The 19310-nt window shown below is 65.9% G+C and carries 22 protein-coding genes and 1 tRNA gene; 15 read left to right on the top strand and 8 right to left on the bottom strand.

From position 1 onward, the window contains the following. Positions 1-9 precede the first annotated feature (9 nt). The 4 genes from LRR16_RS20060 to LRR16_RS20045 all read left to right on the top strand — a co-directional run bounded on the left by LRR16_RS20060 (position 10) and on the right by LRR16_RS20045 (position 2535). Positions 10-339 carry a hypothetical protein gene (locus LRR16_RS20060; RefSeq protein ID WP_006575455.1) on the top strand — a complete coding sequence of 110 codons (330 nt, stop codon included), beginning with the start codon at positions 10-12 and terminating at the stop codon, positions 337-339. Between the two features lie 88 nt (positions 340-427). Then, on the top strand, positions 428-1483 hold the full coding sequence (dusA, locus tag LRR16_RS20055; protein WP_232206907.1) for a tRNA dihydrouridine(20/20a) synthase DusA: 1056 nt from the start codon (positions 428-430) through the stop codon (positions 1481-1483). Positions 1484-2098: 615 nt separating this feature from the next. Then, the gene (locus LRR16_RS20050; protein ID WP_006575453.1) at positions 2099-2353 is read left to right on the top strand and encodes a hypothetical protein; all 255 of its coding nucleotides are present in this window, start codon (positions 2099-2101) and stop codon (positions 2351-2353) included. Positions 2354-2459: 106 nt separating this feature from the next. Next, positions 2460-2535, top strand: a tRNA-His gene (locus tag LRR16_RS20045). Between the two features lie 87 nt (positions 2536-2622). Here LRR16_RS20045 and LRR16_RS20040 read toward each other — a convergent pair. The 3 genes from LRR16_RS20040 to lexA all read right to left on the bottom strand — a co-directional run bounded on the left by LRR16_RS20040 (position 2623) and on the right by lexA (position 3923). After that, positions 2623-2772: a hypothetical protein gene (locus LRR16_RS20040; protein ID WP_156526608.1), complete on the bottom strand. Its 150-nt coding sequence runs from the start codon at positions 2770-2772 to the stop codon at positions 2623-2625. A gap of 198 nt (positions 2773-2970) precedes the next feature. Further along, positions 2971-3144 (bottom strand): hypothetical protein, encoded by a 174-nt coding sequence (locus LRR16_RS20035; RefSeq protein ID WP_023265037.1) that lies wholly within the window; start codon positions 3142-3144, stop codon positions 2971-2973. 122 nt (positions 3145-3266) lie between these two features. Continuing rightward, a complete protein-coding gene (lexA, locus tag LRR16_RS20030; RefSeq protein ID WP_006575391.1) occupies positions 3267-3923 on the bottom strand; it encodes a transcriptional repressor LexA in 657 nt (218 codons plus the stop codon). 274 nt (positions 3924-4197) lie between these two features. On the opposite strand from lexA, the gene LRR16_RS20025 reads away from it, so the two are divergent. The 8 genes from LRR16_RS20025 (at position 4198) to LRR16_RS19990 (ending at position 10312) form a co-directional block, all read left to right on the top strand. Then, positions 4198-5193 (top strand): asparaginase, encoded by a 996-nt coding sequence (locus LRR16_RS20025; protein WP_006575390.1) that lies wholly within the window; start codon positions 4198-4200, stop codon positions 5191-5193. Positions 5194-5339: 146 nt separating this feature from the next. After that, positions 5340-5714, top strand: a complete 375-nt coding sequence (gene rpsF, locus LRR16_RS20020; protein ID WP_006575389.1) for a 30S ribosomal protein S6 — start codon at positions 5340-5342, stop codon at positions 5712-5714. 65 nt (positions 5715-5779) lie between these two features. Then, the gene (gene priB, locus LRR16_RS20015) at positions 5780-6079 is read left to right on the top strand and encodes a primosomal replication protein N (protein ID WP_006575388.1); all 300 of its coding nucleotides are present in this window, start codon (positions 5780-5782) and stop codon (positions 6077-6079) included. A gap of 3 nt (positions 6080-6082) precedes the next feature. Further along, positions 6083-6361 (top strand): 30S ribosomal protein S18, encoded by a 279-nt coding sequence (gene rpsR, locus LRR16_RS20010; RefSeq protein WP_006575387.1) that lies wholly within the window; start codon positions 6083-6085, stop codon positions 6359-6361. Between the two features lie 27 nt (positions 6362-6388). Continuing rightward, positions 6389-6841 (top strand): 50S ribosomal protein L9, encoded by a 453-nt coding sequence (rplI, locus tag LRR16_RS20005; protein WP_006575386.1) that lies wholly within the window; start codon positions 6389-6391, stop codon positions 6839-6841. A 227-nt stretch (positions 6842-7068) separates the two neighbouring features. After that, positions 7069-8460: a replicative DNA helicase gene (locus LRR16_RS20000; RefSeq protein WP_006575385.1), complete on the top strand. Its 1392-nt coding sequence runs from the start codon at positions 7069-7071 to the stop codon at positions 8458-8460. Positions 8461-8653: 193 nt separating this feature from the next. Beyond that, positions 8654-9280 (top strand): DUF47 domain-containing protein, encoded by a 627-nt coding sequence (locus LRR16_RS19995; RefSeq protein WP_006575384.1) that lies wholly within the window; start codon positions 8654-8656, stop codon positions 9278-9280. Positions 9281-9301: 21 nt separating this feature from the next. Then, the gene (locus tag LRR16_RS19990) at positions 9302-10312 is read left to right on the top strand and encodes an inorganic phosphate transporter (protein WP_006575383.1); all 1011 of its coding nucleotides are present in this window, start codon (positions 9302-9304) and stop codon (positions 10310-10312) included. Between the two features lie 93 nt (positions 10313-10405). On the opposite strand, the gene LRR16_RS19985 is transcribed toward LRR16_RS19990, so the two are convergent. The 5 genes from LRR16_RS19985 to LRR16_RS19965 form a co-directional block, all read right to left on the bottom strand. After that, the gene (locus LRR16_RS19985; protein ID WP_232206906.1) at positions 10406-11140 is read right to left on the bottom strand and encodes a C40 family peptidase; all 735 of its coding nucleotides are present in this window, start codon (positions 11138-11140) and stop codon (positions 10406-10408) included. 65 nt (positions 11141-11205) lie between these two features. Further along, positions 11206-11745: a hypothetical protein gene (locus LRR16_RS19980; protein WP_370646863.1), complete on the bottom strand. Its 540-nt coding sequence runs from the start codon at positions 11743-11745 to the stop codon at positions 11206-11208. Between the two features lie 17 nt (positions 11746-11762). Continuing rightward, positions 11763-13466 (bottom strand): PhoH family protein, encoded by a 1704-nt coding sequence (locus LRR16_RS19975; protein WP_006577921.1) that lies wholly within the window; start codon positions 13464-13466, stop codon positions 11763-11765. A 246-nt stretch (positions 13467-13712) separates the two neighbouring features. Further along, on the bottom strand, positions 13713-14174 hold the full coding sequence (locus LRR16_RS19970) for a peroxiredoxin (RefSeq protein WP_006577920.1): 462 nt from the start codon (positions 14172-14174) through the stop codon (positions 13713-13715). Between the two features lie 194 nt (positions 14175-14368). After that, positions 14369-14758 (bottom strand): Mth938-like domain-containing protein, encoded by a 390-nt coding sequence (locus LRR16_RS19965; protein ID WP_232206905.1) that lies wholly within the window; start codon positions 14756-14758, stop codon positions 14369-14371. Positions 14759-15122: 364 nt separating this feature from the next. On the opposite strand from LRR16_RS19965, the gene LRR16_RS19960 reads away from it, so the two are divergent. The 3 genes from LRR16_RS19960 (at position 15123) to thrC (ending at position 19268) form a co-directional block, all read left to right on the top strand. Further along, positions 15123-16355 carry a pyridoxal phosphate-dependent aminotransferase gene (locus tag LRR16_RS19960; RefSeq protein WP_006577918.1) on the top strand — a complete coding sequence of 411 codons (1233 nt, stop codon included), beginning with the start codon at positions 15123-15125 and terminating at the stop codon, positions 16353-16355. A 90-nt stretch (positions 16356-16445) separates the two neighbouring features. Further along, positions 16446-17756, top strand: coding sequence for a homoserine dehydrogenase (locus LRR16_RS19955; RefSeq protein ID WP_023263971.1), 1311 nt, complete (start codon positions 16446-16448; stop codon positions 17754-17756). Positions 17757-17822: 66 nt separating this feature from the next. Beyond that, positions 17823-19268 carry a threonine synthase gene (gene thrC, locus LRR16_RS19950; protein WP_232206904.1) on the top strand — a complete coding sequence of 482 codons (1446 nt, stop codon included), beginning with the start codon at positions 17823-17825 and terminating at the stop codon, positions 19266-19268. Positions 19269-19310: the final 42 nt, after the last annotated feature.

Here is a 19310-nt window from a genome sequence, read left to right as displayed (position 1 = left end):
AATGCTGATATGGATGCAAGCGACAATTCCTCCGATTTCCCGGAAGGGGCGGCCAACGCCGAACTGGTCGGGTGCTGGGCCACTGCCTCGCCGCAGTTGCTGGCCACCGTGCTGAACAACGCCATCGATGCCGAGGATCTGTCCGGCTTCGCGGCGCTGCTGTCCGATATCGCCCGCGATCGCGGACTCAAGGGCAACCGCGGCGCGCACCAGTCGATCTACGACATGCCGTATGCGAGTCTGCTGCCGCGCCAGCAGCACCTGCTGGCCGACGCCTTCGACCTGTTCGTCAAGCTGGGGCTGGAACTGCAGCCTCGGCAGCAGCGACTGAACGACTGAGCCGCCGAGCGGGCAAGGTTGCGGGCTGGCTGGTAAACTCGCGGGTTTTCCTCGTTCCCGTCGATGGACGGGATAACCGACCGAAGTCATGTCCGAATCGCTTGCCGCTGGCGCGGCCCCGGCCCCAGCCGGTCCCGAGAAGGCCAATCCGAGGCGCATTTCGGTGGCGCCAATGATGGACTGGACTGACCGTCATTGCCGCACCTTTCATCGCCACCTGAGCCGCCACACCTGGTTGTACACCGAGATGGTGACGACCGGTGCGCTGCTGCATGGCGATGTCGCCCGCCATCTGGACTTCGATCCGGCCGAGCAACCGGTCGCGCTGCAACTGGGCGGCAGCGAGCCGGCCGATCTGGCGGCCTCCGCCAAGCTGGGCGAGCGCTGGGGCTACGCCGAAATCAATCTGAACTGCGGTTGTCCGTCCGAACGTGTCCAGCGCGGTGCGTTCGGCGCCTGCCTGATGGCCGAGCCGCAACTGGTCGCGGACTGCGTGCGAGCGATGCGCGACGCGGTGTCGGTGCCGGTCACTGTCAAGCATCGCATCGGTATCGATACGATCGAGCATTACGACTTTGTTCGCGATTTCGTCGGGACGATCGCCGAAGCTGGCTGCCAGACCTTTATCGTCCATGCGCGCAACGCGATCCTGAAGGGGCTGAGCCCCAAGGAGAACCGCGAGATTCCCCCGTTGCGCTACGAGGTCGCCTACCAGCTGAAGCGGGAATTTCCGCGGCTCGAAATCCTGATCAATGGCGGCATCACGCGCTACGACGAGATCGACGCGCATCTGCGCCATGTCGACGGCGTGATGATTGGCCGCGAAGCCTATCATCAGCCCTTCCTGCTCGCGGAGGTCGATCGTCGCTACTACGGCGATACGGGGCCGTCGCCGTCGCGCCTTGATGCCGAACTGGCGATGCAGCGCTATATCGGCGACCTGGTGGAGCGGGGCGGGTATATGGGCGCGGCGACGCGGCACATGCTCGGCCTGTACCGCGGCGTGGCCGGTGGGCGAGGATGGCGGCGCGTGCTGTCGGACGCGCGCCGGATGCACGCGATCCGCACGCGGGACGGCGTCGACGCACTGTTCGAGGAGGCCCGCAGCCATCTGCATGCCGAGCGCTCGCTGCAGGCGGCGTGACCGAAGGACGGGTCGCCGCGTAGTTGTTGCGAAAGGATGGCGCCCGCCGATTGGAGGCCAGACTCTAATTTCGAATCCGGCATGGTGCCCGAAGCTCCGTACCGCCGTGTTCGAGGCACTTTCGGCGCCGGTTGGGGCGATTCCAGGCACCAGGAAAGGGATTCCCCTAGATAGCCAAGCCGATTCCGATTTTCTTAAACTGTCTGTGCCCTCGAATACAGGGCTTTCTTCAACTGATTTTGGAGCCCGCCTCGCGCGGGCTTTTTTTGTCTCGGGCCCCGGCGGTCGCCGGTCCTTTCGTTTACCCGAATAGTGCTTGGCGGCGATGACAGTTACATTGCAATTGCCTTCAGGGCATTGAGATCGCAAGAGTTTAAGAGTCCGCCGTGTGCGGACTTTTTTTTGCCTGGCGCTTCCCGCAGCGGTCCTCCTTCCCGCTCTCTGTCTGCCGCTCCGCTCGGTCCGCGGCTCGCTTTCTCCCCGTTCTGCATGATGCCGCGGAGCAACGTCGCCGCTAACAGTTCTCGTTTACCTCATCCAAAGAGATGACCCCCCAACCGGGTGATGGCAAGATGTAGCCAAAAACGACAAGAAGATCTGGCCTCGGAGGGTGGAATGGAAGAAGAAGACGGCTTGTTTGGTGTCGCGTTCGAAGGCTTCCGCGTCGTCTGGGTGGTCGAGCGGCTGCAGAACGGTACCTGGACCGCGCGCTACTGCTGGCATCGCGGCACCGATGCGGCCGCCGCCGCCTCACTGCAGACCGATGTGCTGAACGGCAGGAGCCGAAGACTGCCAGGCACCTATCAGACCGAGCAGGAGACGCTCGATGCGATCCACGAGGCAATTCGGCTCGAAGCCCGGTGGTCCTGATACGTCATTCGGTTGCACGAAAATTTTTGTGCGTAGTACTAGCCATCGCCAAACGAAGTTTGTATAATCTTGGTTTCCGTCGAGCAGTACTGACGACGGCGCTACGGTGGCTGTAGCTCAGTTGGTAGAGTCCAGGATTGTGATTCCTGTCGTCGTGGGTTCGAGTCCCATCAGCCACCCCAAGATCCCATGCAAACAGCCGCTCATCGAGCGGCTGTTTTGCTTTGTGCCGAGACAAACCGGCTGGCGGGCGAGGGCGCTCGTGGTCTTCAGACCAACCGAGCAGCGGCCTTGGTGATCGTCCATCCGACACCGACACACAGCGCGATCCAACCGGCTGCAATCAGTGCGACGTCGTGCCAGTTCATGGTGCGGCGACCGGGACGAAGCAGCTTGATGGTGTCGTCTGACGAAGGCATGGCCGTCTCCTTCGAAAAGCATGGGAAAAGGCTAGGCCAAGCTTCGACGAATTCACGGTCCGAGTTGTAAAGGTTTGTTGCGATGCGCGAGAAGCGTCGCTTGTCGCCGGACCGCCGTATCTCACGCTTCGCGCAAGCGTGCTCTCACACCTTCAACGCAGTCGATCTTGTCGCAGCGGTCCCACGAGCGAGACTTGCTCACGCGTTCAGCTTCACGCCCGGCTGATCGAGTTCGAGCATCCGGCAGATCGCGGCCATGCTGCCGACCATCGTGCGGCGCTGCGCGCCCTGATAGATGCGGACACCTTTGGACTGGCGGAACGGCGTCGGCTTGACGGGGTAGCGGGTCAGGGAGCGGTCGGCTTGCAGCATGGTGGTCCTCTTCGGTAAGGCGTCAGCGGAAGTCTTGCGGCAACACGGGGCCCTGCGGCTCGTGCGGCTGCATGACTGAGTTGGCGCCAAGGCGGCGGCGCCTGCCGGATTGCTTGGTTGCGCTAGAAACCGGACTGGCGGATCAGTCCGACCGCGATGCCCTCGAGCGAGAATTCCTCGCGTCCGGGCTTCACGATGATGTTGGCGAAGTCGGGGTTCTCGGCGATCAGCTCGATCGCATCGCCGCGGTGCTTGAGCCGTTTGACGGTCACGTCCTCGCCGATACGGGCCACCACGATCTTGCCGTTGGCCGCGTCCTGCGCGCGTTTGACCGCCAGCAGGTCACCATCGAAGATGCCGGCATCGCGCATGCTCATGCCGCGCACGCGCAGCAGGTAATCGGGGCGTTCGTCGAAGACCGAGGCGTCGACCTGGTATTGGCGGTCGATGTGCTCGGCTGCCAGGATCGGGCTACCCGCGGCGACGCGGCCGACCAGCGGCAGCGTCAGCTGCATCACGCCGGCCATCGGCAGCGAGAACTGGTCCGGCATTTCGGAGTCGCTGCGATTGACCTTGAGCCGGATGCCGCGCGAAGCGCCGGGGGTCAGCTCGATCACGCCCTTGCGAGCCAGCGCGCGCAGATGTTCTTCGGCCGAATTCGGCGACGAGAAGCCGAATTCCGCAGCGATCTCGGCGCGGGTCGGCGGAATGCCGGTCTGCCGGATGGTGTTGCGGATCAGGTCGAAGATCTGCTGCTGCCGGGGTGTCAGAGTCGCCATGGCTTGTCCGTGTTGTTGTATCCGGTGGCGGTCCGGTCGTCGCCGCAAGCCGTGAGGCGCGCGGGGAGGGAGCATCGGGGACCGCCATGTGCAACACTGTACGTTTGAACAGTGTGCTGTGATTTTATACAGTATCGGTCGAAGTGCAAGAGGAATTTGCATCGTCGTCCACTTTCGGCTGCGTACGGTCCGACCGCGGGGCAGGGCAAGACCGTAGGGGAGTGCCCTGTCCCGGCGGGTACAATCGCCGCCTGTTTACGAACATCTCGTGCCCATGACCCTGCCTCGCGTAATCGTTCTCGCCACCGGCGGCACCATCGCCGGTTCCTCGTCCAGCGCCGCCAGCAGCGCCCGCTATCAGGCGGCGACAGTGCCGGTATCGGCGCTGCTCGACGCGGTGCCGGCGCTCAAGGATGTCGCGCGGATCGAGGCCGAGCAGGTCGCGCAGGTCGACAGCAAGGACATGTCGTTCGGCCTGTGGGCGCGGCTGGCGGCGCGGGTCCACCATTGGTCCGCGCAGGACGACGTGGCCGGCATTGTCATCACGCACGGCACCGATTCGCTGGAAGAGACGGCGATGCTGCTGCACCTGGCGGGCGTGGCCAGCGTGCCGGTGGTGCTGACCGCCGCGATGCGGCCGGCGACCTCGCTGTCGGCCGATGGGCCGCTGAATCTGCTCGATGCCGTCCGCGTCGCGGCGCATCCGGAGGCGGCGGGCAAAGGCGTGCTGGTGGTGGTCAATCAGGAGATCCACGCCGGGCGCGACGCGGTCAAGGCGCATACCTCGGCCGTCGATGCGTTCGCTTCGCCGGGCGCCGGGCCGATCGGGCTGGTGCAGGATGCGCTGGTGCGCTTCACGCGCGCGCCGCTGCGGCTGCCGCGTCAGGCCTTGCCGCTGCCGCAGCAGTGGCCGGCGGTTGAAATCGTCGCCAGCTACGCGGAGCCGGGTCGCGTGGTGGTCGATGCGCTGGTGGCCGGCGGCGTGCGCGGCGTGGTAGTCGCGGCCGCCGGCAATGGATCGATCCACGAGACGCTGGTGGCCGCGCTCGCCGATGCGGCGCGGGCCGGTGTCGCGGTGGTGCGCAGCACGCGCACCGGCGCCGGTAATGTGATCGCGCCGGCTCAGCCTAATCCTGCCGCGGGGGCCTTCGTGTCCGCTGGCGACCTGAATCCGTACAAGGCCCGGGTGGCGTTGCTGCTGGCGCTTGGCGCAGAGCCGGTCCTGGGCGGCGATCCGGTTCGGCTGCAACAGTTCTTCGCGCAGATCTGAAGGAGCGTCTGGCCCGCACAATCGCCAATCCAGCCCTGAATCCATCCGGCTTGCCGTCGTGGCCGTTCCGGGCTATACTCGCGGGCTATTTAACCCTTGCTGCACCGGACTTGACGCCCGGGCGGCTTATCCCAAAAGGAGCGTCAATGCGTCATTACGAAATCGTATTCATCGTCCATCCGGACCAGAGCGAGCAAGTGCCGGCCATGATCGAGCGTTACAAGACGCTGGTCACGTCGCAGAACGGCCAGGTGCATCGCGTGGAAGACTGGGGCCGTCGTCAACTGGCCTACATGATCCAGAAGCTGGCCAAGGCTCACTACGTTTGCCTGAACATCGAGTGCGGCAAGGACACGCTGGCTGAACTCGAACACGCGTTCAAGTTCAACGACGCCGTGCTGCGCCACCTGATCGTCCAGACGAAGAAGGCCGAAACGGCCCCGTCGCCGATGATGAAGGAAGTCCAGCGCGAAGAAGCCCGCAAGGCTTCGCAGCAAACCAGCGAAGGCCAGGCCGCCTGAGTGCGGTCTGCTGTGTGCGGTTCGCTCCGGCATGACCGGGGCGGCATGCGAGGGGCGGTGGCGCGATGAACCAGCTGAGGCTGCACGCCACCCTCGTCGAGCGCGACGCGTTGCGCTATACGCCGGCCGGTATCCCCGTCGTCAATTGCCTGTTGCAATACGGCGGCGAGGTGGTCGAAGCGCAGACGCCGCGGCAGGTCGAGTTCGCGATCGCCGCGATGGGCGTCGGTCCGGTCGGCCAGCACCTCGAGCGTACGCCGCTCGGCACGGTGCTCGACTGCGAAGGCTTTCTCGCCCGCAAGCACCGCAACAGCAAGGCTCTCGTCTTTCACATCACTGGATGTAAAGCATTCGTAAAGGATTGAACCATGGCATTCGTCAAACGTGACAACAAGAACAAGAAGCGCTTCCAGCAGCAGAACCCGCTGTTCAAGCGCAAGCGCTTCTGCCGCTTCACCGTGGCCGGCGTCGAACAGATCGACTACAAGGATCTGGACACGCTGAAGGACTTCATCGGCGACAACGGCAAGATCACGCCGGCTCGTCTGACCGGCACCAAGGCGCACTATCAGCGTCAGCTCGACACGGCAATCAAGCGCGCCCGCTTCCTGGCGCTGCTGCCGTACACCGACCTGCACAAGAACTGATCGCCTGGTCGCTAAGGAGAAAACACGATGCAAGTCATTCTGCTGGAAAAAGTCGTCAACCTGGGCAACCTGGGTGACATCGTTCGCGTCAAGGATGGTTACGCCCGTAACTTCCTGATCCCGTCCAAGCGTGCCCGCCGCGCGACGCAGACCGCCATCGAAGAATTCGAGGCCAAGCGCGCCGAGCTGGAAAAGGCTGCCGCCGAGAAGCTGGCCGCTGCGCAAGCCGAAGGCGAGAAGCTGAGCGGCCTGACCGTCCAGATCACGCAGAAGTCGGGCGTGGACGGCCGTCTGTTCGGCTCGGTGACCAACGCCGACATCGCCGAAGCGCTGGCTGGTCAGGGCTTCAAGCTCGAGAAGTCGCAGATTCGTCTGCCGAACGGTCCGCTGAAGATGGTCGGCGACTATCCGATCAGCGTGTCGCTGCACACGGACGTCGCGGTCGACATCACCGTCTCGGTGCTGGGCGAGCACGTCTAAGCTTGCCGGCCGTGACCCGCGCGCTGTGCGACATCCGCTCGCGCCGCCGGGGCCAGGCCAGTAACAAGACAGCAGGAAGGCAGAAGCAGGCTGACAGCCGCTTCTGCCTTTTTCTTTTGGCCGCCGGCGCGCATGCGCGCGGCGCGCACGGTGCCACCGTCATCCGCTCGCTCCGCCCGCCGAGAATCGCTCGGCCCAGCGCGAGCAGGCCGCTATAATTGCCCCCCATGAACGCGCCCGTCGCCGATCCCCAACTCGACAATCTCAAAGTCCCGCCGCATTCCATCGAGGCCGAGCAATCGGTGCTGGGTGGCCTGCTGCTGGATAACGCGGCCTGGGACCGCATCGCCGATTTCCTGTCCGAGGCGGACTTCTATCGCTTCGATCACCGGATGATCTTCCAGAGCATCGCGCGGCTGATCTCGGACACCAAGCCGGCCGACGTGATCACGGTCTACGAGATGCTGCAGGTGGCCGGCAAGGCCGAGGAAGTCGGCGGTCTCGCGTATCTGAACTCGCTGGCGCAGAACACGCCGAGCGCGGCCAATATCCGCCGCTACGCGGAGATCGTGCGCGAACGTTCGGTGCTGCGCAAGCTGGTCACGGTGGCCGACGACATCGCGACCTCGGCGTTCGCGCCGAAGGGCCGCGAGGTGCGCGAGCTGCTGGACGAGGCCGAATCCAAGGTGTTCGCGATCGCCGAGGAAGGCTCGCGCGGGCAGAAGGGCTTCCAGGAGATCCAGCCGCTGCTGACGCAGGTGGTCGAACGGATCGACGAGCTCTATCACCGCGATACCACGACCGATGTCACCGGCGTGCCGACCGGCTTTATCGATCTGGACCGGATGACCAGCGGCATGCAGCCGGGCGACCTGATCATCGTCGCCGGCCGTCCTTCGATGGGCAAGACCGCGTTCTCGCTGAATATCGGCGAGCACGTGGCGGTGGAGCAGGGCCTGCCGGTGGCGGTGTTTTCGATGGAAATGGCCGGCACGCAGCTGGCGATGCGGATGCTGGGCTCGGTCGGCCGGCTCGACCAGCATCGCTTGCGTACGGGGCGGCTGCTCGACGAGGACTGGCCGCGGCTGACGCATGCGATCCAGCGGATGAACGACGCGCAGCTGTTCATCGACGAGACGCCGGCGCTGAACCCGATGGAACTGCGCGCGCGTTCGCGCCGGCTGGCGCGCCAATGCGGCCAGCTCGGCCTGATCATCATCGACTACCTGCAGCTGATGTCGGGCTCGGGCGGCGGCGAGAACCGCGCCACCGAGATCTCCGAGATCTCGCGTTCGCTCAAGGGCCTGGCCAAGGAGCTCAACTGCCCGGTGATCGCGCTGTCGCAGCTGAACCGAAGCCTGGAGCAGCGTCCCAACAAGCGCCCGGTGATGTCCGACCTGCGCGAATCGGGCGCCATCGAACAGGATGCCGACGTGATCCTGTTCATCTATCGCGACGAGGTCTACAACCCCGACTCGCAGGACAAGGGCACCGCCGAAATCATCATCGGCAAGCAGCGTAACGGTCCGATCGGCACCGTGCGGCTGACGTTCCTGGGCCAGTTCACCAAGTTCGACAACTTCAGCGGCGGCCCGGCGTTCTTCGACAACGATACCTGACCGAGGCGGCCCCGTCGGCCGGCAGCGCGCTGTGGTGTTGCGGCACACAAAGCGTACGTCACGCGCCGACTACCCTGTAGAATATTGCTTTTCCGTGACAGCCGGCGGCGACGCCGGCTGTTGCGCTATCTCTCCCGCAATCCAGTACTTCCCAACGAGACGGCGCGCTGGCGCGCCGCGACAAGGAACAGCCATGTTCGGCCGATTCATGCCCACCGAGGGCAAGTTCTTCGAATACTTCAACCAGCACGCCGATTGCGCGGTCACCGCATCGCGCGAACTGGAAACGCTGATCAACGATCTCGGCAACGCCGAAGCGCATGCGCGGCGCGTGCAGGCCACCGAGAAGAAGGCGGACCGGATCACGCACGACACCATCGATCTGCTGCACAAGACCTTCATCACGCCGCTCGACCGGGACGAGATCCACAAGCTGATCACGACCATGGACGACATCCTCGACCTGATGGAGGACGTGGCCGAGACCATCACGCTGTACGACGTGACCAGCCTGACCGACGAGGCCCGCAAGCTCGCCTCGATCTGCGTGCAGTGCTGCGAACTGGTCAAGATCGCGGTCGGCCTGCTCGAGGACATGGGCAACGCCAGCACGATCCTGAAGACGGCCCAGCAGATCGACCAGCTCGAATCCGAGGCTGACCGGTTGATGCGCGGGGCGATTTCCAAGCTGTTCCGCGACGAGACCGACGTCAAGCGGCTGATCAAGATGAAGGCCATCTTCGAGCAGCTCGAGACGATCACGGACAAGTGCGAGGACGTGGCCAACATCATCGAAGGCATCGTGCTGGAAAACGCCTGAGCGCGCCAACCGGAACTCGGCATGCAGACTGTACAAATGAGCTTGTGGGTGATCGTCCTGCTGGTGACGCTCGCCTTGCTGTTCGATTTCATGAACGGCTTTCACGACGCCGCGAACTCGATCGCGACCGTGGTGTCGACCGGCGTGCTCAAGCCCCACCACGCGGTGGCGCTGGCCGCCGTCTGCAACGTGGTCGCGATCTTCGTCTTCCATCTGAAGGTGGCGGCCACGGTCGGCACGGGCACCATCGACGTCAATATCGTCGACCACTATGTGGTCTTCGGCGCGCTGGTCGGGGCCATCGCATGGAACCTGATCACCTGGTACTACGGCATCCCGTCGTCGTCCTCGCACGCGCTGATCGGCGGCCTGGTGGGCGCGGCGGTGGCCAAGGCGGGTACCGGTGCGCTGGTCGCCAGCGGCCTGCTGAAGACCGTCGCCTTCATCCTGATCTCGCCGCTGATGGGCATGCTGCTCGGCTCGCTGCTGATGCTCGTGGTCGGCTGGACCTTCTTCCGCACGCCGCCGTCGCGGGTGGACCGCTGGTTCCGCCGCCTGCAGCTGGTCTCGGCCTCGCTCTACAGCCTGGGCCACGGCGGCAACGATGCGCAGAAGACCATCGGCATCATCTGGATGCTGCTGATCGCCAGCGGCCACGTGATGCAGAGCGCCAGCGAGCCGCCGACCTGGGTCATCGTCAGCTGCTATGTCGCGATCGGCATGGGCACGCTGTTCGGCGGCTGGCGGATCGTGCGGACGATGGGCCAGAAGATCACCAAGCTCAAGCCGGTCGGCGGCTTCTGCGCGGAGACGGGCGGCGCGATCTCGCTGTTCCTCGCTTCGACGCTGGGCGTGCCGGTCTCGACCACGCATACCATCACCGGCGCCATCGTCGGCGTCGGCTCGGTGCGCAAGACCTCGGCGGTGCGCTGGGGTGTGGCGGGCAATATCGTCTGGGCGTGGGTGCTGACCATTCCGGCGTCGGCCTTCATGTCGGCGATCGCCTGGTGGATCGGGCGGCATCTGCTGTGAGCTCCGCCCGCACGGGCAACCAGTGAAAGGAAAGGCCAGGCGTTTGCCTGGCCTTTGTCTTTGGCGCGCCGTGGCGCGGCCAGTGCCGCCGACTCAGCGGTTGGCGAAGGCGGCGATCGGGTCGTCGTCGTCCGGTACCGGCACAGGCAGCGGCGCAGGCGCGGCGGGGACCGGGGGCGGCGAAGCCGGCACGGCCGGAGCCGCCGGCACCGCCGGAGGAACCGGCGTGCTCGGCGCAGCCGGTACCGCGGCAGTGGCGACGCGCCGCGCGCCGTTGTAGCGCGACGCCCAATAGGGCTTGGTCATGTCCTCGAGCCGCACGGTGCCGCCGGTCGATGGTGCATGAACGAAGCGGTTCTGGCCCACGTAGATGCCGACATGCGAGTTCGCGCGCCCCGTGGTGTTGAAGAACACCAGATCCCCCGAGGCGACCTGTTCGCGCGCCAGCGGCGTGCCGCGGCCGCCCATGGCCTCGGTGGTGCGCGGCAGGTTGACATTGGCCGCGCGCGCTACGACATAGCGGACCAGGCCGCTGCAGTCGAAGCCGGAATCGGGGGTATTGCCGCCGTAGCGGTAGGGCGTGCCGACCAGCGACATCGCCTGGATCGAGATCTCTTCGAGGCCGGCGCTCGGCTCGACGATCGGCGCGCGCGGCGTGCCGCGGGCATGGCCGCCATGGCGCGACGGCGGCGTGCTGGCGCAGGCCGCGAGCAGCAGGGCGAGGGCGCCCAGCAGCAGCGGGCGCGTGCCGATTGCCGCCGAGCGCGGCGACCGCAGCGATGGGATCGATAGAAGCGAAGAAAGAAGGCCGGTGCTGGTCGATCGCATGGACTGGGGAGCCAGCCGGTGCGGGTCCATCGACCGGGGCATCGCTGTCCGCGATGCCCGGATGGCTACCAGCGCAACTGCGCGTCGTAGGTGCCGGTGCCGACGGTCATGGACTTGGGCTGGCCGTTGTAAGTGGCGTGCACATTGTAGCGGCCCTCCGGCGCCTTGATCAGGCAGCGCGGCCCTTCGGTACGAAATCGCGCCACTTCGTGGCCTTCGCGCATCAGTCGGACCTCGACGTCGGCCAGGTATTCGCCGGTCGCGCCCTGCGTAAACAGCACGCCCATGTTGAACTGCTTCTGGCGTGCGGCGAGCCGGCGCTGCTCGTCCTCGCCGACGCCGCCGCAGACATAGCTGACCGCGCCGACGGTGCGGATCACCGGTTCGTTGACCGGTGGAGCGGCCACCGGTGCAGGGGCAGGCGTGGGCGTCTGCATCGATGGCTGGACAGCGCCGGGCGCCGGCGCGGTGGCGGCGGGCGGTGGCGCCGCGGCCGGTTCGGAGATGGCCTGCGCGCGCAGCAGGCCGGGCGCGGTGGCCGCGCCCGTCGCCACCACATAGGGAATCAGCGCGCGGCAGCCGCGCCGCCAGCGATCGGCTCGCATCGCTTGCGTCGGTCCGCTCACAGCACGTCCGCCGCGTGGTCGGCCAGGCGCGAACGCTCGCCCCGGGCCAGCGTGATATGGCCGCTGTGGCTCCAGCCCTTGAAGCGGTCGACCACGAAGGTCAGGCCCGACGAGCCCTCGGTCAGGTACGGCGTGTCGATCTGCGCGATGTTGCCGAGGCAGACGATCTTGGTGCCGGGGCCCGCGCGCGTGACCAGCGTCTTCATCTGCTTGGGCGTCAGGTTCTGCGCCTCGTCGATGATGACGAACTTGTTGACGAAGGTGCGGCCGCGCATGAAGTTCATGCTCTTGACCTTGATGCGCGAGCGGATCAGTTCCTGCGTCGCGGCGCGCCCCCATTCGCCGGCGCTGTCGTCGCTCTTCTGCAGCACCTCGAGGTTGTCGTCGAACGCGCCCATCCACGGCTGCATCTTCTCTTCCTCGGTGCCGGGCAGGAAGCCGATGTCCTCGCCGACCGGCACGGTGGCGCGCGTCACGATGATCTCGTTGTACAGCTTCTGGTCCAGCACCTGCTCGAGCCCCGCGGCCAGCGCCAGCAGCGTCTTGCCGGTACCGGCCTGGCCGAGCAGCGTGACGAAGTCGATGTCGGGATTCATCAGCAGGTTCAGCGCGAAGTTCTGCTCGCGGTTGCGCGCGGTCACGCTCCAGACGTTGTTCTTGTGATGCGTGTAGTCCTTCAGCGTCTGCAGCAGCGCGGTCTTGCCATTGATCTCCTTGACCTGCGCATACAGCGGCAGGCTGCCGTCCATCGGTTCGAGGTAGACGAACTGGTTGACCAGGAAGGAGGGCACCAGCGGGCCGGTCAGCCGGTAGAACATCGCGCCGGTCTTCGGGTCCTGCCAGCTCTCGACGCCCTTGCCGTGCCTGGTCCAGAAATCGTTGGGCAGCACCATCACGCCCGAGTACAGCAGGTCCTTGTCCTCGAGGACCTGGTCGTTGAAATAGTCCTCGGCCGGCAGGCCCAGCGCCCGGGCCTTGATCCGCATGTTGATGTCCTTGGACACCAGCACGACGTCGCGCTCGGGATGCTGCTGCCGCAGCGCGCTGACCACCGCCAGGATCTGGTTGTCGGCCTTGCCCTCGGGCAGGCCTTCCGGCAGCTTGGTGTCGTTCAGGCGGGTCTGGAAGAACAGCGTTCCCTGCGCGTCGCGGTTGCCCAGCTTGGCCAGCGGCAAGCCTTCGTCGAGCACGCCGTCGGTGCCGGCCACCAGCGCGTCGAGCGTGCGGCTGACCGCGCGCGCGTTGCGGGCGACTTCGCTCATCCCCTTCTTGTGGTTGTCCAGCTCCTCGAGCGTCATCATCGGCAGATAGATGTCGTGCTCTTCGAAGCGGAACAGCGAGGTCGGATCGTGCATCAGCACATTGGTGTCGAGCACGAACAGCTTGGCGGGACCGGTGTCCTTGCGCTGGCGGCGGCCGGTGGTGCCGGTGCTGGTCTTGACCAGCGATACGGGCGGGGCCGGCGTGGTCGCCACCGGTGCGCCGGGCATGTCCTTGGCGCGGGCTCGGGTGCCGGCGGCACGGGCCTGCACCGCGGGCGCGGCGACTTCGCTGGGTCCGCTTTCAAGCAGGGCCACGCGTTCCAGGGCCGGAACGGGCTTTTTTGCCTGCGTCGCGGACTTGGTCAACCTTGCAACCGGAGCGAACTCGCTCGGGTCCAGCAGTTGTGCAGGCTTGGCGGGCATGGTCGGCAGCGGCATGCTGGGCGTTCCTTTCAGGGGGAGGGAAAACGGGGCGGGGCCGCGCACAGACGAAAAAGCCGCCGGGCCCGTTGAGCGGGCGAGGCGGCTTGTCTTGTGCGGGCGGACGGCACGGCAGTTCCGCTACCGGCCCTGGGCATCGTGCGCCTGGGCCGGAGGGGAGAAGCAGCGTGGCAACCAGAATCTGAACTCATTACGGGGCAATGTATCCGAACGATTTCCGTTTGGCAATTGCCCAGGTGAACGTCACATCGCGCGCACCAGTTCGAGCACTTCGTCGACGTGGCTGGGTACCTTGATGCCGCGCAGTTCGTGGCGCAGCTTGCCCTTGCCGTCGATCACGAAGGTGCTGCGCTCGATGCCGCGCACCTCCTTGCCATAGAGCTTTTTCATCTTGATGACATCGAACTGCTGGCACAGCGCCTCGTCGGCATCCGAGATCAGTTCGAACGGCAGCTCCAGCTTGGCCTTGAAGTTCTCGTGCGATTTCATGCTGTCGCGCGAGATGCCGAACACCACGGCGCCAGCGGCCTCGAAGGCCTCGTGCTGATCGCGGAAGTCCATCGCCTCGTTGGTGCAGCCGGGGGTGTTGTCCTTCGGATAGAAGTACAGCACCACCGTCTTGCCGCGGTAGTCGGCGAGGCGGAAGGTGCCGCCGGTGGCCGGTGCGCTGAAATCGGGAACGGCCTGGTTGAGACTCACTGTCATTCTTATGGCTCCTGGAGGAAGCGGCGCTGGGGAAATCGGCTTGCCGGGAACTGGCTCCGCGCCGGCTCGGGCAAAGGCCGGTCGAGGCGGGCGGGGAAGGCGGGCATGGCCATGCTCACGGCAAATGAGGGCGCGTCGGCATAGTTCAAGCGTGGCGTCGGGCAGACATCGGCGGACCGGTGGCGACGGCGCCCTCAGCCTCCGGCGGGCGTGTCTTCGAGCAGCAGCACCGCCGCCACCTTGCGGCCTTCGGCCATCAGGATGTTGTAGGTGCGGCAGGCCGCCGGCATGTCCATCGCATCGACGCCGATATGGCGGCGGGATAGCGCGGCGGTCAGGCGCGGGTGCGGAAAGCGCAGGCGGTCGCCGGTGCCGAGCAGCACCACCTCGGGGGCATGGTCGAGCAGCCCCTCGAACTGGTCCGCGGCCAGGTCCTCGAAGCGCTGGACCGGCCAGGGCCGTACCTCGCCCTCGGGCATCACCAGCACGGAGGTGGTGTAGCGCACCTTGTTGATCTCGATATAGCCCGGGCCATACGCCGTGACGGTGTTCATGGCGTTGGGCTGGTCGGCATGGAGTTTCACGGGGGAACCTTGCGGGGATCGGGAGGGGAATCGGGAAGCGAATCGGGAAGGGAATCGAATAGGGAGCGGGTGAGCAGCGTGTCCGGAGCCTTGTCGGCGCAGCGGCGGCCGGCAGGCCGGAGCGGGGCGCTGGCGGTCGCGCTTGCCCACGCTGCATCGCAAGATCCCTGCCCGAAGTCTGTCATAATCCGCTAAATTATAGCCTTTGCCTTCCTGCCGGCCGCGCTGCCTCCGCATCGCCCCGCAGTGCAGCGAAGCGCGCTCCGGACAATCCCCTGTTTTACGCAGATTCCCTGTTCGCCGCCGCACGAACCGGCGGCCCCTCGCTCCCTTTGTCTCCGCCAGACTCCTGCCCGACCACGCCGTGAAACCGATCCAGAAATCCAACAAGCTGAACAACGTCTGCTACGACATCCGCGGCCCGGTGCTGGAGAAGGCCAAGCAGATGGAGGAAGAAGGGCACAAGATCATCAAGCTCAATATCGGCAACCTGGCCGTGTTCGGCTTCGATGCGCCGGAGGAGATCCAGCAGGACATGATGCGCAACCTGCCGAACTCGGCGGGCTACTCGGATTCGAAGGGCATCTTCGCCGCGCGCAAGGCGATCATGCACTACACCCAGCAGAAGAACATCCATGGCGTGGGCCTGGACGACATCTATGTCGGCAACGGCGCGTCCGAGCTGATCGTGATGTCGATGAACGCGCTGCTGAACAACGGCGACGAGGTGCTGGTGCCCACGCCGGACTACCCGCTGTGGACCGCGGCGGTCAGCCTGTCGGGCGGGACCCCGGTGCACTACCTGTGCGACGAGGCCAACGACTGGATGCCGGACCTGGACGACATCCGCGCGAAGATCACGCCGAACACCAAGGCCATCGTCGTGATCAACCCGAACAACCCGACCGGGGCGCTGTACTCGGACGAGCTGCTGCGCGAGATCGTCGCGATCGCGCGCCAACACGGGCTGATCATCTTCGCCGACGAGATCTACGACAAGGTGCTGTACGACGGCCATACGCACACGTCGATCGCCGCGCTGTCGACCGATGTGCTGACCGTGACGTTCAACGGCCTGTCGAAGAACTACCGCTCCTGCGGCTACCGCGCCGGCTGGATGGTGGTGTCGGGCGACAAGCGTCCCGCGCACGACTATATCGAGGGCCTGAACATGCTGTCCTCGATGCGGCTATGCGCCAACGTGCCGGGCCAGTGGGCGATCCAGACCGCGCTCGGCGGCTACCAGAGCATCAACGACCTGGTGGCCGAGGGCGGGCGCCTGCGCCGCCAGCGCGACCTGGCCTACGAGCTGATCACGCAGATCCCCGGCGTGACCTGCGTCAAGCCGAAGGCGGCGCTGTACCTGTTTCCGAAGCTCGACCTGTCGATGTATCCGATCCAGGACGATCAGGAATTCATCTACGAGCTGCTGCAGGAATCGAAGGTGCTGCTGGTGCAGGGCACCGGCTTCAACTGGGCCAGGCCGGACCATTTCCGCATCGTCTTCCTGCCGCACGAAGAGGATCTGCGCGAAGCGATCGGCCGCGTCGGCCGCTTCCTCGAGTCCTATCGAAAACGACACGGCGCGACGGCCTGACCGACTCACTGGTTGCGGCTGCGGCTGCGGCCGGCTCCGAACCCACGCTCCGTCGCGCTTCCCCATTTGCAAACTGGAATCTGATTGACCATGAACCCCATCAAAGTAGGCCTGCTCGGCATCGGTACCGTCGGTAGCGGCACGTTCGACGTGCTCAAGCGCAACCAGGAGGAGATCCGCCGCCGCGCGGGCCGCGGTATCGAGATTACGATGGTGGCCGACCTGAACACCGAGCGCGCGCGTGAGCTGACCGGTGGGCAGGTCCAGGTGGTGGCCGATGCGCGCGAGGTGGTCAGCCACCCCGACATCGACATCGTGGTCGAACTGATCGGCGGCTATGGCATCGCGCGCGAGCTGGTGCTGCAGGCGATCGCCAACGGCAAGCATGTGGTGACCGCCAACAAGGCGCTGCTGGCCGTGCACGGCAACGAGATCTTCGAGGCCGCGCGCAGCAAGGGCGTGATGGTCGCGTTCGAGGCCGCGGTGGCCGGCGGCATTCCGATCATCAAGGCGCTGCGCGAAGGCCTGAGCGCCAACCGCATTCAGTGGATCGCCGGCATCATCAACGGCACCACCAACTTCATCCTGTCCGAGATGCGTGACAAGGGCCTGGACTTCGACACCGTGCTGAAGGAAGCCCAGCGGCTGGGCTATGCCGAGGCCGATCCGACCTTCGACATCGAGGGCGTCGACGCCGCGCACAAGATCACGCTGATGAGCGCGATCGCCTTCGGCATGCCGGTGCAGTTCGACAAGACCCACGTCGAGGGCATCACGCGGCTGTCCGCGATCGACATCCAGTACGCCGAGGAACTGGGCTACCGCATCAAGCTGCTGGGCCTGACGCGCCGCCGCGAGGACGGCATCGAGCTGCGCGTGCATCCGACGCTGGTGCCTGCCTCGCGGCTGATCGCCAACGTCGAGGGCGCGATGAACGCGGTGCTGGTGCAGGGCGACGCCGTCGGCGCCACGCTGTACTACGGCAAGGGCGCCGGCGCCGAGCCGACCGCGTCGGCGGTGATCGCCGACCTGGTCGACGTGACCCGCCTGCATACCGCCGATCCGGAGCATCGCGTGCCGCACCTGGCGTTCCAGCCGGACGAGCTGTCCAGCGTGCCGGTGCTGCCGATCGAGGAAGTCACCAGCAGCTACTATCTGCGCATGCGCGTGTCGGACCAGACCGGCGTGCTGGCCGATATCACCCGCATCCTGGCCGATTCCGGCATCTCGATCGATGCGATGCTGCAGAAGGAGTCGCGCGAGGGCGAACCGCAGACCGATATCATCATGCTGTCGCACCTGGCGCGCGAGAAGCAGGTCAACGCGGCCATCGCCAAGATCGAGGCGCTGCCCACGGTGCTGTCGGGCGTCACCCGCCTGCGCATGGAAGAACTGAACTGAAGCCGCGCCGATGGCCGCGCCGCCGCCCGCACCGGGCACGGCACGGCCCGGCAGGCCACCATCACGATGAACTACAAGTCGACCCGCGGCCATGACGTGCCGCAAACCTTCTCCGAGATCCTGCTGGGCGGCCTGGCGCCGGACGGCGGCCTGTATCTGCCGCAGCAATATCCGCAGGTCAGCGCCGACGAGCTCGAGTCGTGGCGCAAGCTGTCGTACGCGGACCTGGCCTACGAGATCCTGGCCAGGTTCTGCGACGACATTCCGGCCGAGGACCTGCGCGCGCTGACGCGCAAGACCTATACCGCCGACGTCTACTGCAATGCGCGCGCCGGCGACAACACCGCGGACATCACGCCGCTGCGCAAGCTCGGCGACGAGGCTGGCGCACCGCTGTACCTGCTCGGCCTGTCCAACGGACCGACGCTCGCGTTCAAGGACATGGCGATGCAGCTGCTGGGCAACCTGTTCGAGTACGCGCTGGCGCGCGCCGGACAGGAGCTCAATATCCTGGGCGCGACGTCGGGCGATACCGGCAGCGCGGCCGAATACGCGATGCGCGGCAAGCGCGGCATCCGTGTGTTCATGCTGAGCCCGCACAACAAGATGAGCGCGTTCCAGACCGCGCAGATGTTCAGCCTGCAGGATCCGAACATCTTCAACCTGGCGGTGCAGGGCGTGTTCGACGACTGCCAGGACATCGTCAAGGCGGTGTCCAACGATCTCGAATTCAAGTCGCGCCAGAAGATCGGCACCGTCAATTCGATCAACTGGGCGCGCGTGGTCGCGCAGGTGGTCTACTACTTCAAGGGCTGGCTGCTGGCAAGCGATGGTCCCGGCCAGAAGGTCTCGTTCTGCGTGCCGTCGGGCAACTTCGGCAATGTCTGCGCCGGCCACATCGCGCGCATGATGGGTTTGCCGATCGACAAGCTGGTGGTCGCGACCAACGAGAACGACGTGCTCGACGAGTTCTTCCGCACCGGCATCTATCGCGTGCGCAAGGCGGCCGAGACGTACCACACGTCGAGCCCGAGCATGGACATCTCGAAGGCGTCGAATTTCGAGCGCTTCATCTTCGATCTGCTCGGACAGGATGCCGGCAAGCTGGCGCAGCTGTTCCGCGATGTCGATACCAAGGGCGGCTTCGACCTGTCGGGCACGACGGACTACGAGCGCATCCGCCAGTTCGGTTTCGTCTCGGGCCGCAGCACGCATGACGACCGCGTCGCGACGATCCGCGACCTGTCGGCTCGCTATGGCGTCACCATCGATACCCACACCGCCGACGGCGTCAAGGTCGCGCGCGAGCACCTGTCGGCTGGCACGCCGATGGTGGTGCTGGAAACCGCGCTGCCGGCCAAGTTCGCCGACACGATCCGCGAGGCGCTGGGCCGCGAGCCCGAGCGTCCGGCCGCCTTCGAGGGCATCGAGGCGCTGCCGCAGCGTTTCGAAGTGATGCCGGCCGACGCGGCGCAGGTCAAGGCGTACATCGCCCGGCATACCGGGCTGTAATCCGGCGTTCTCCCGCCGCGCGCGCTGCGCGGCGGCCGCCGA

This window comes from Cupriavidus sp. UGS-1, from assembly GCF_021213615.1.
Taxonomy (GTDB): Bacteria; Pseudomonadota; Gammaproteobacteria; order Burkholderiales; family Burkholderiaceae; genus Cupriavidus.
Note: the sequence above shows the minus strand (reverse complement) of the source record. Positions and strands in the feature narration are given on the sequence as shown.

What these genes read in the sequence shown, in the direction of transcription:
- LRR16_RS20060 (WP_006575455.1), top strand. Translation starts at nt 10, where the DNA reads ATGGATGCAAGCGACAATTCCTCCGATTTCCCGGAAGGGGCGGCCAAC.
- dusA (WP_232206907.1), top strand. Translation starts at nt 428, where the DNA reads ATGTCCGAATCGCTTGCCGCTGGCGCGGCCCCGGCCCCAGCCGGTCCC.
- LRR16_RS20050 (WP_006575453.1), top strand. Translation starts at nt 2,099, where the DNA reads ATGGAAGAAGAAGACGGCTTGTTTGGTGTCGCGTTCGAAGGCTTCCGC.
- LRR16_RS20040 (WP_156526608.1), bottom strand. Translation starts at nt 2,772, where the DNA reads ATGCCTTCGTCAGACGACACCATCAAGCTGCTTCGTCCCGGTCGCCGC.
- LRR16_RS20035 (WP_023265037.1), bottom strand. Translation starts at nt 3,144, where the DNA reads ATGCTGCAAGCCGACCGCTCCCTGACCCGCTACCCCGTCAAGCCGACG.
- lexA (WP_006575391.1), bottom strand. Translation starts at nt 3,923, where the DNA reads ATGGCGACTCTGACACCCCGGCAGCAGCAGATCTTCGACCTGATCCGC.
- LRR16_RS20025 (WP_006575390.1), top strand. Translation starts at nt 4,198, where the DNA reads ATGACCCTGCCTCGCGTAATCGTTCTCGCCACCGGCGGCACCATCGCC.
- rpsF (WP_006575389.1), top strand. Translation starts at nt 5,340, where the DNA reads ATGCGTCATTACGAAATCGTATTCATCGTCCATCCGGACCAGAGCGAG.
- priB (WP_006575388.1), top strand. Translation starts at nt 5,780, where the DNA reads ATGAACCAGCTGAGGCTGCACGCCACCCTCGTCGAGCGCGACGCGTTG.
- rpsR (WP_006575387.1), top strand. Translation starts at nt 6,083, where the DNA reads ATGGCATTCGTCAAACGTGACAACAAGAACAAGAAGCGCTTCCAGCAG.
- rplI (WP_006575386.1), top strand. Translation starts at nt 6,389, where the DNA reads ATGCAAGTCATTCTGCTGGAAAAAGTCGTCAACCTGGGCAACCTGGGT.
- LRR16_RS20000 (WP_006575385.1), top strand. Translation starts at nt 7,069, where the DNA reads ATGAACGCGCCCGTCGCCGATCCCCAACTCGACAATCTCAAAGTCCCG.
- LRR16_RS19995 (WP_006575384.1), top strand. Translation starts at nt 8,654, where the DNA reads ATGTTCGGCCGATTCATGCCCACCGAGGGCAAGTTCTTCGAATACTTC.
- LRR16_RS19990 (WP_006575383.1), top strand. Translation starts at nt 9,302, where the DNA reads ATGCAGACTGTACAAATGAGCTTGTGGGTGATCGTCCTGCTGGTGACG.
- LRR16_RS19985 (WP_232206906.1), bottom strand. Translation starts at nt 11,140, where the DNA reads ATGCGATCGACCAGCACCGGCCTTCTTTCTTCGCTTCTATCGATCCCA.
- LRR16_RS19980 (WP_370646863.1), bottom strand. Translation starts at nt 11,745, where the DNA reads ATGCGAGCCGATCGCTGGCGGCGCGGCTGCCGCGCGCTGATTCCCTAT.
- LRR16_RS19975 (WP_006577921.1), bottom strand. Translation starts at nt 13,466, where the DNA reads ATGCCGCTGCCGACCATGCCCGCCAAGCCTGCACAACTGCTGGACCCG.
- LRR16_RS19970 (WP_006577920.1), bottom strand. Translation starts at nt 14,174, where the DNA reads ATGACAGTGAGTCTCAACCAGGCCGTTCCCGATTTCAGCGCACCGGCC.
- LRR16_RS19955 (WP_023263971.1), top strand. Translation starts at nt 16,446, where the DNA reads ATGAACCCCATCAAAGTAGGCCTGCTCGGCATCGGTACCGTCGGTAGC.
- thrC (WP_232206904.1), top strand. Translation starts at nt 17,823, where the DNA reads ATGAACTACAAGTCGACCCGCGGCCATGACGTGCCGCAAACCTTCTCC.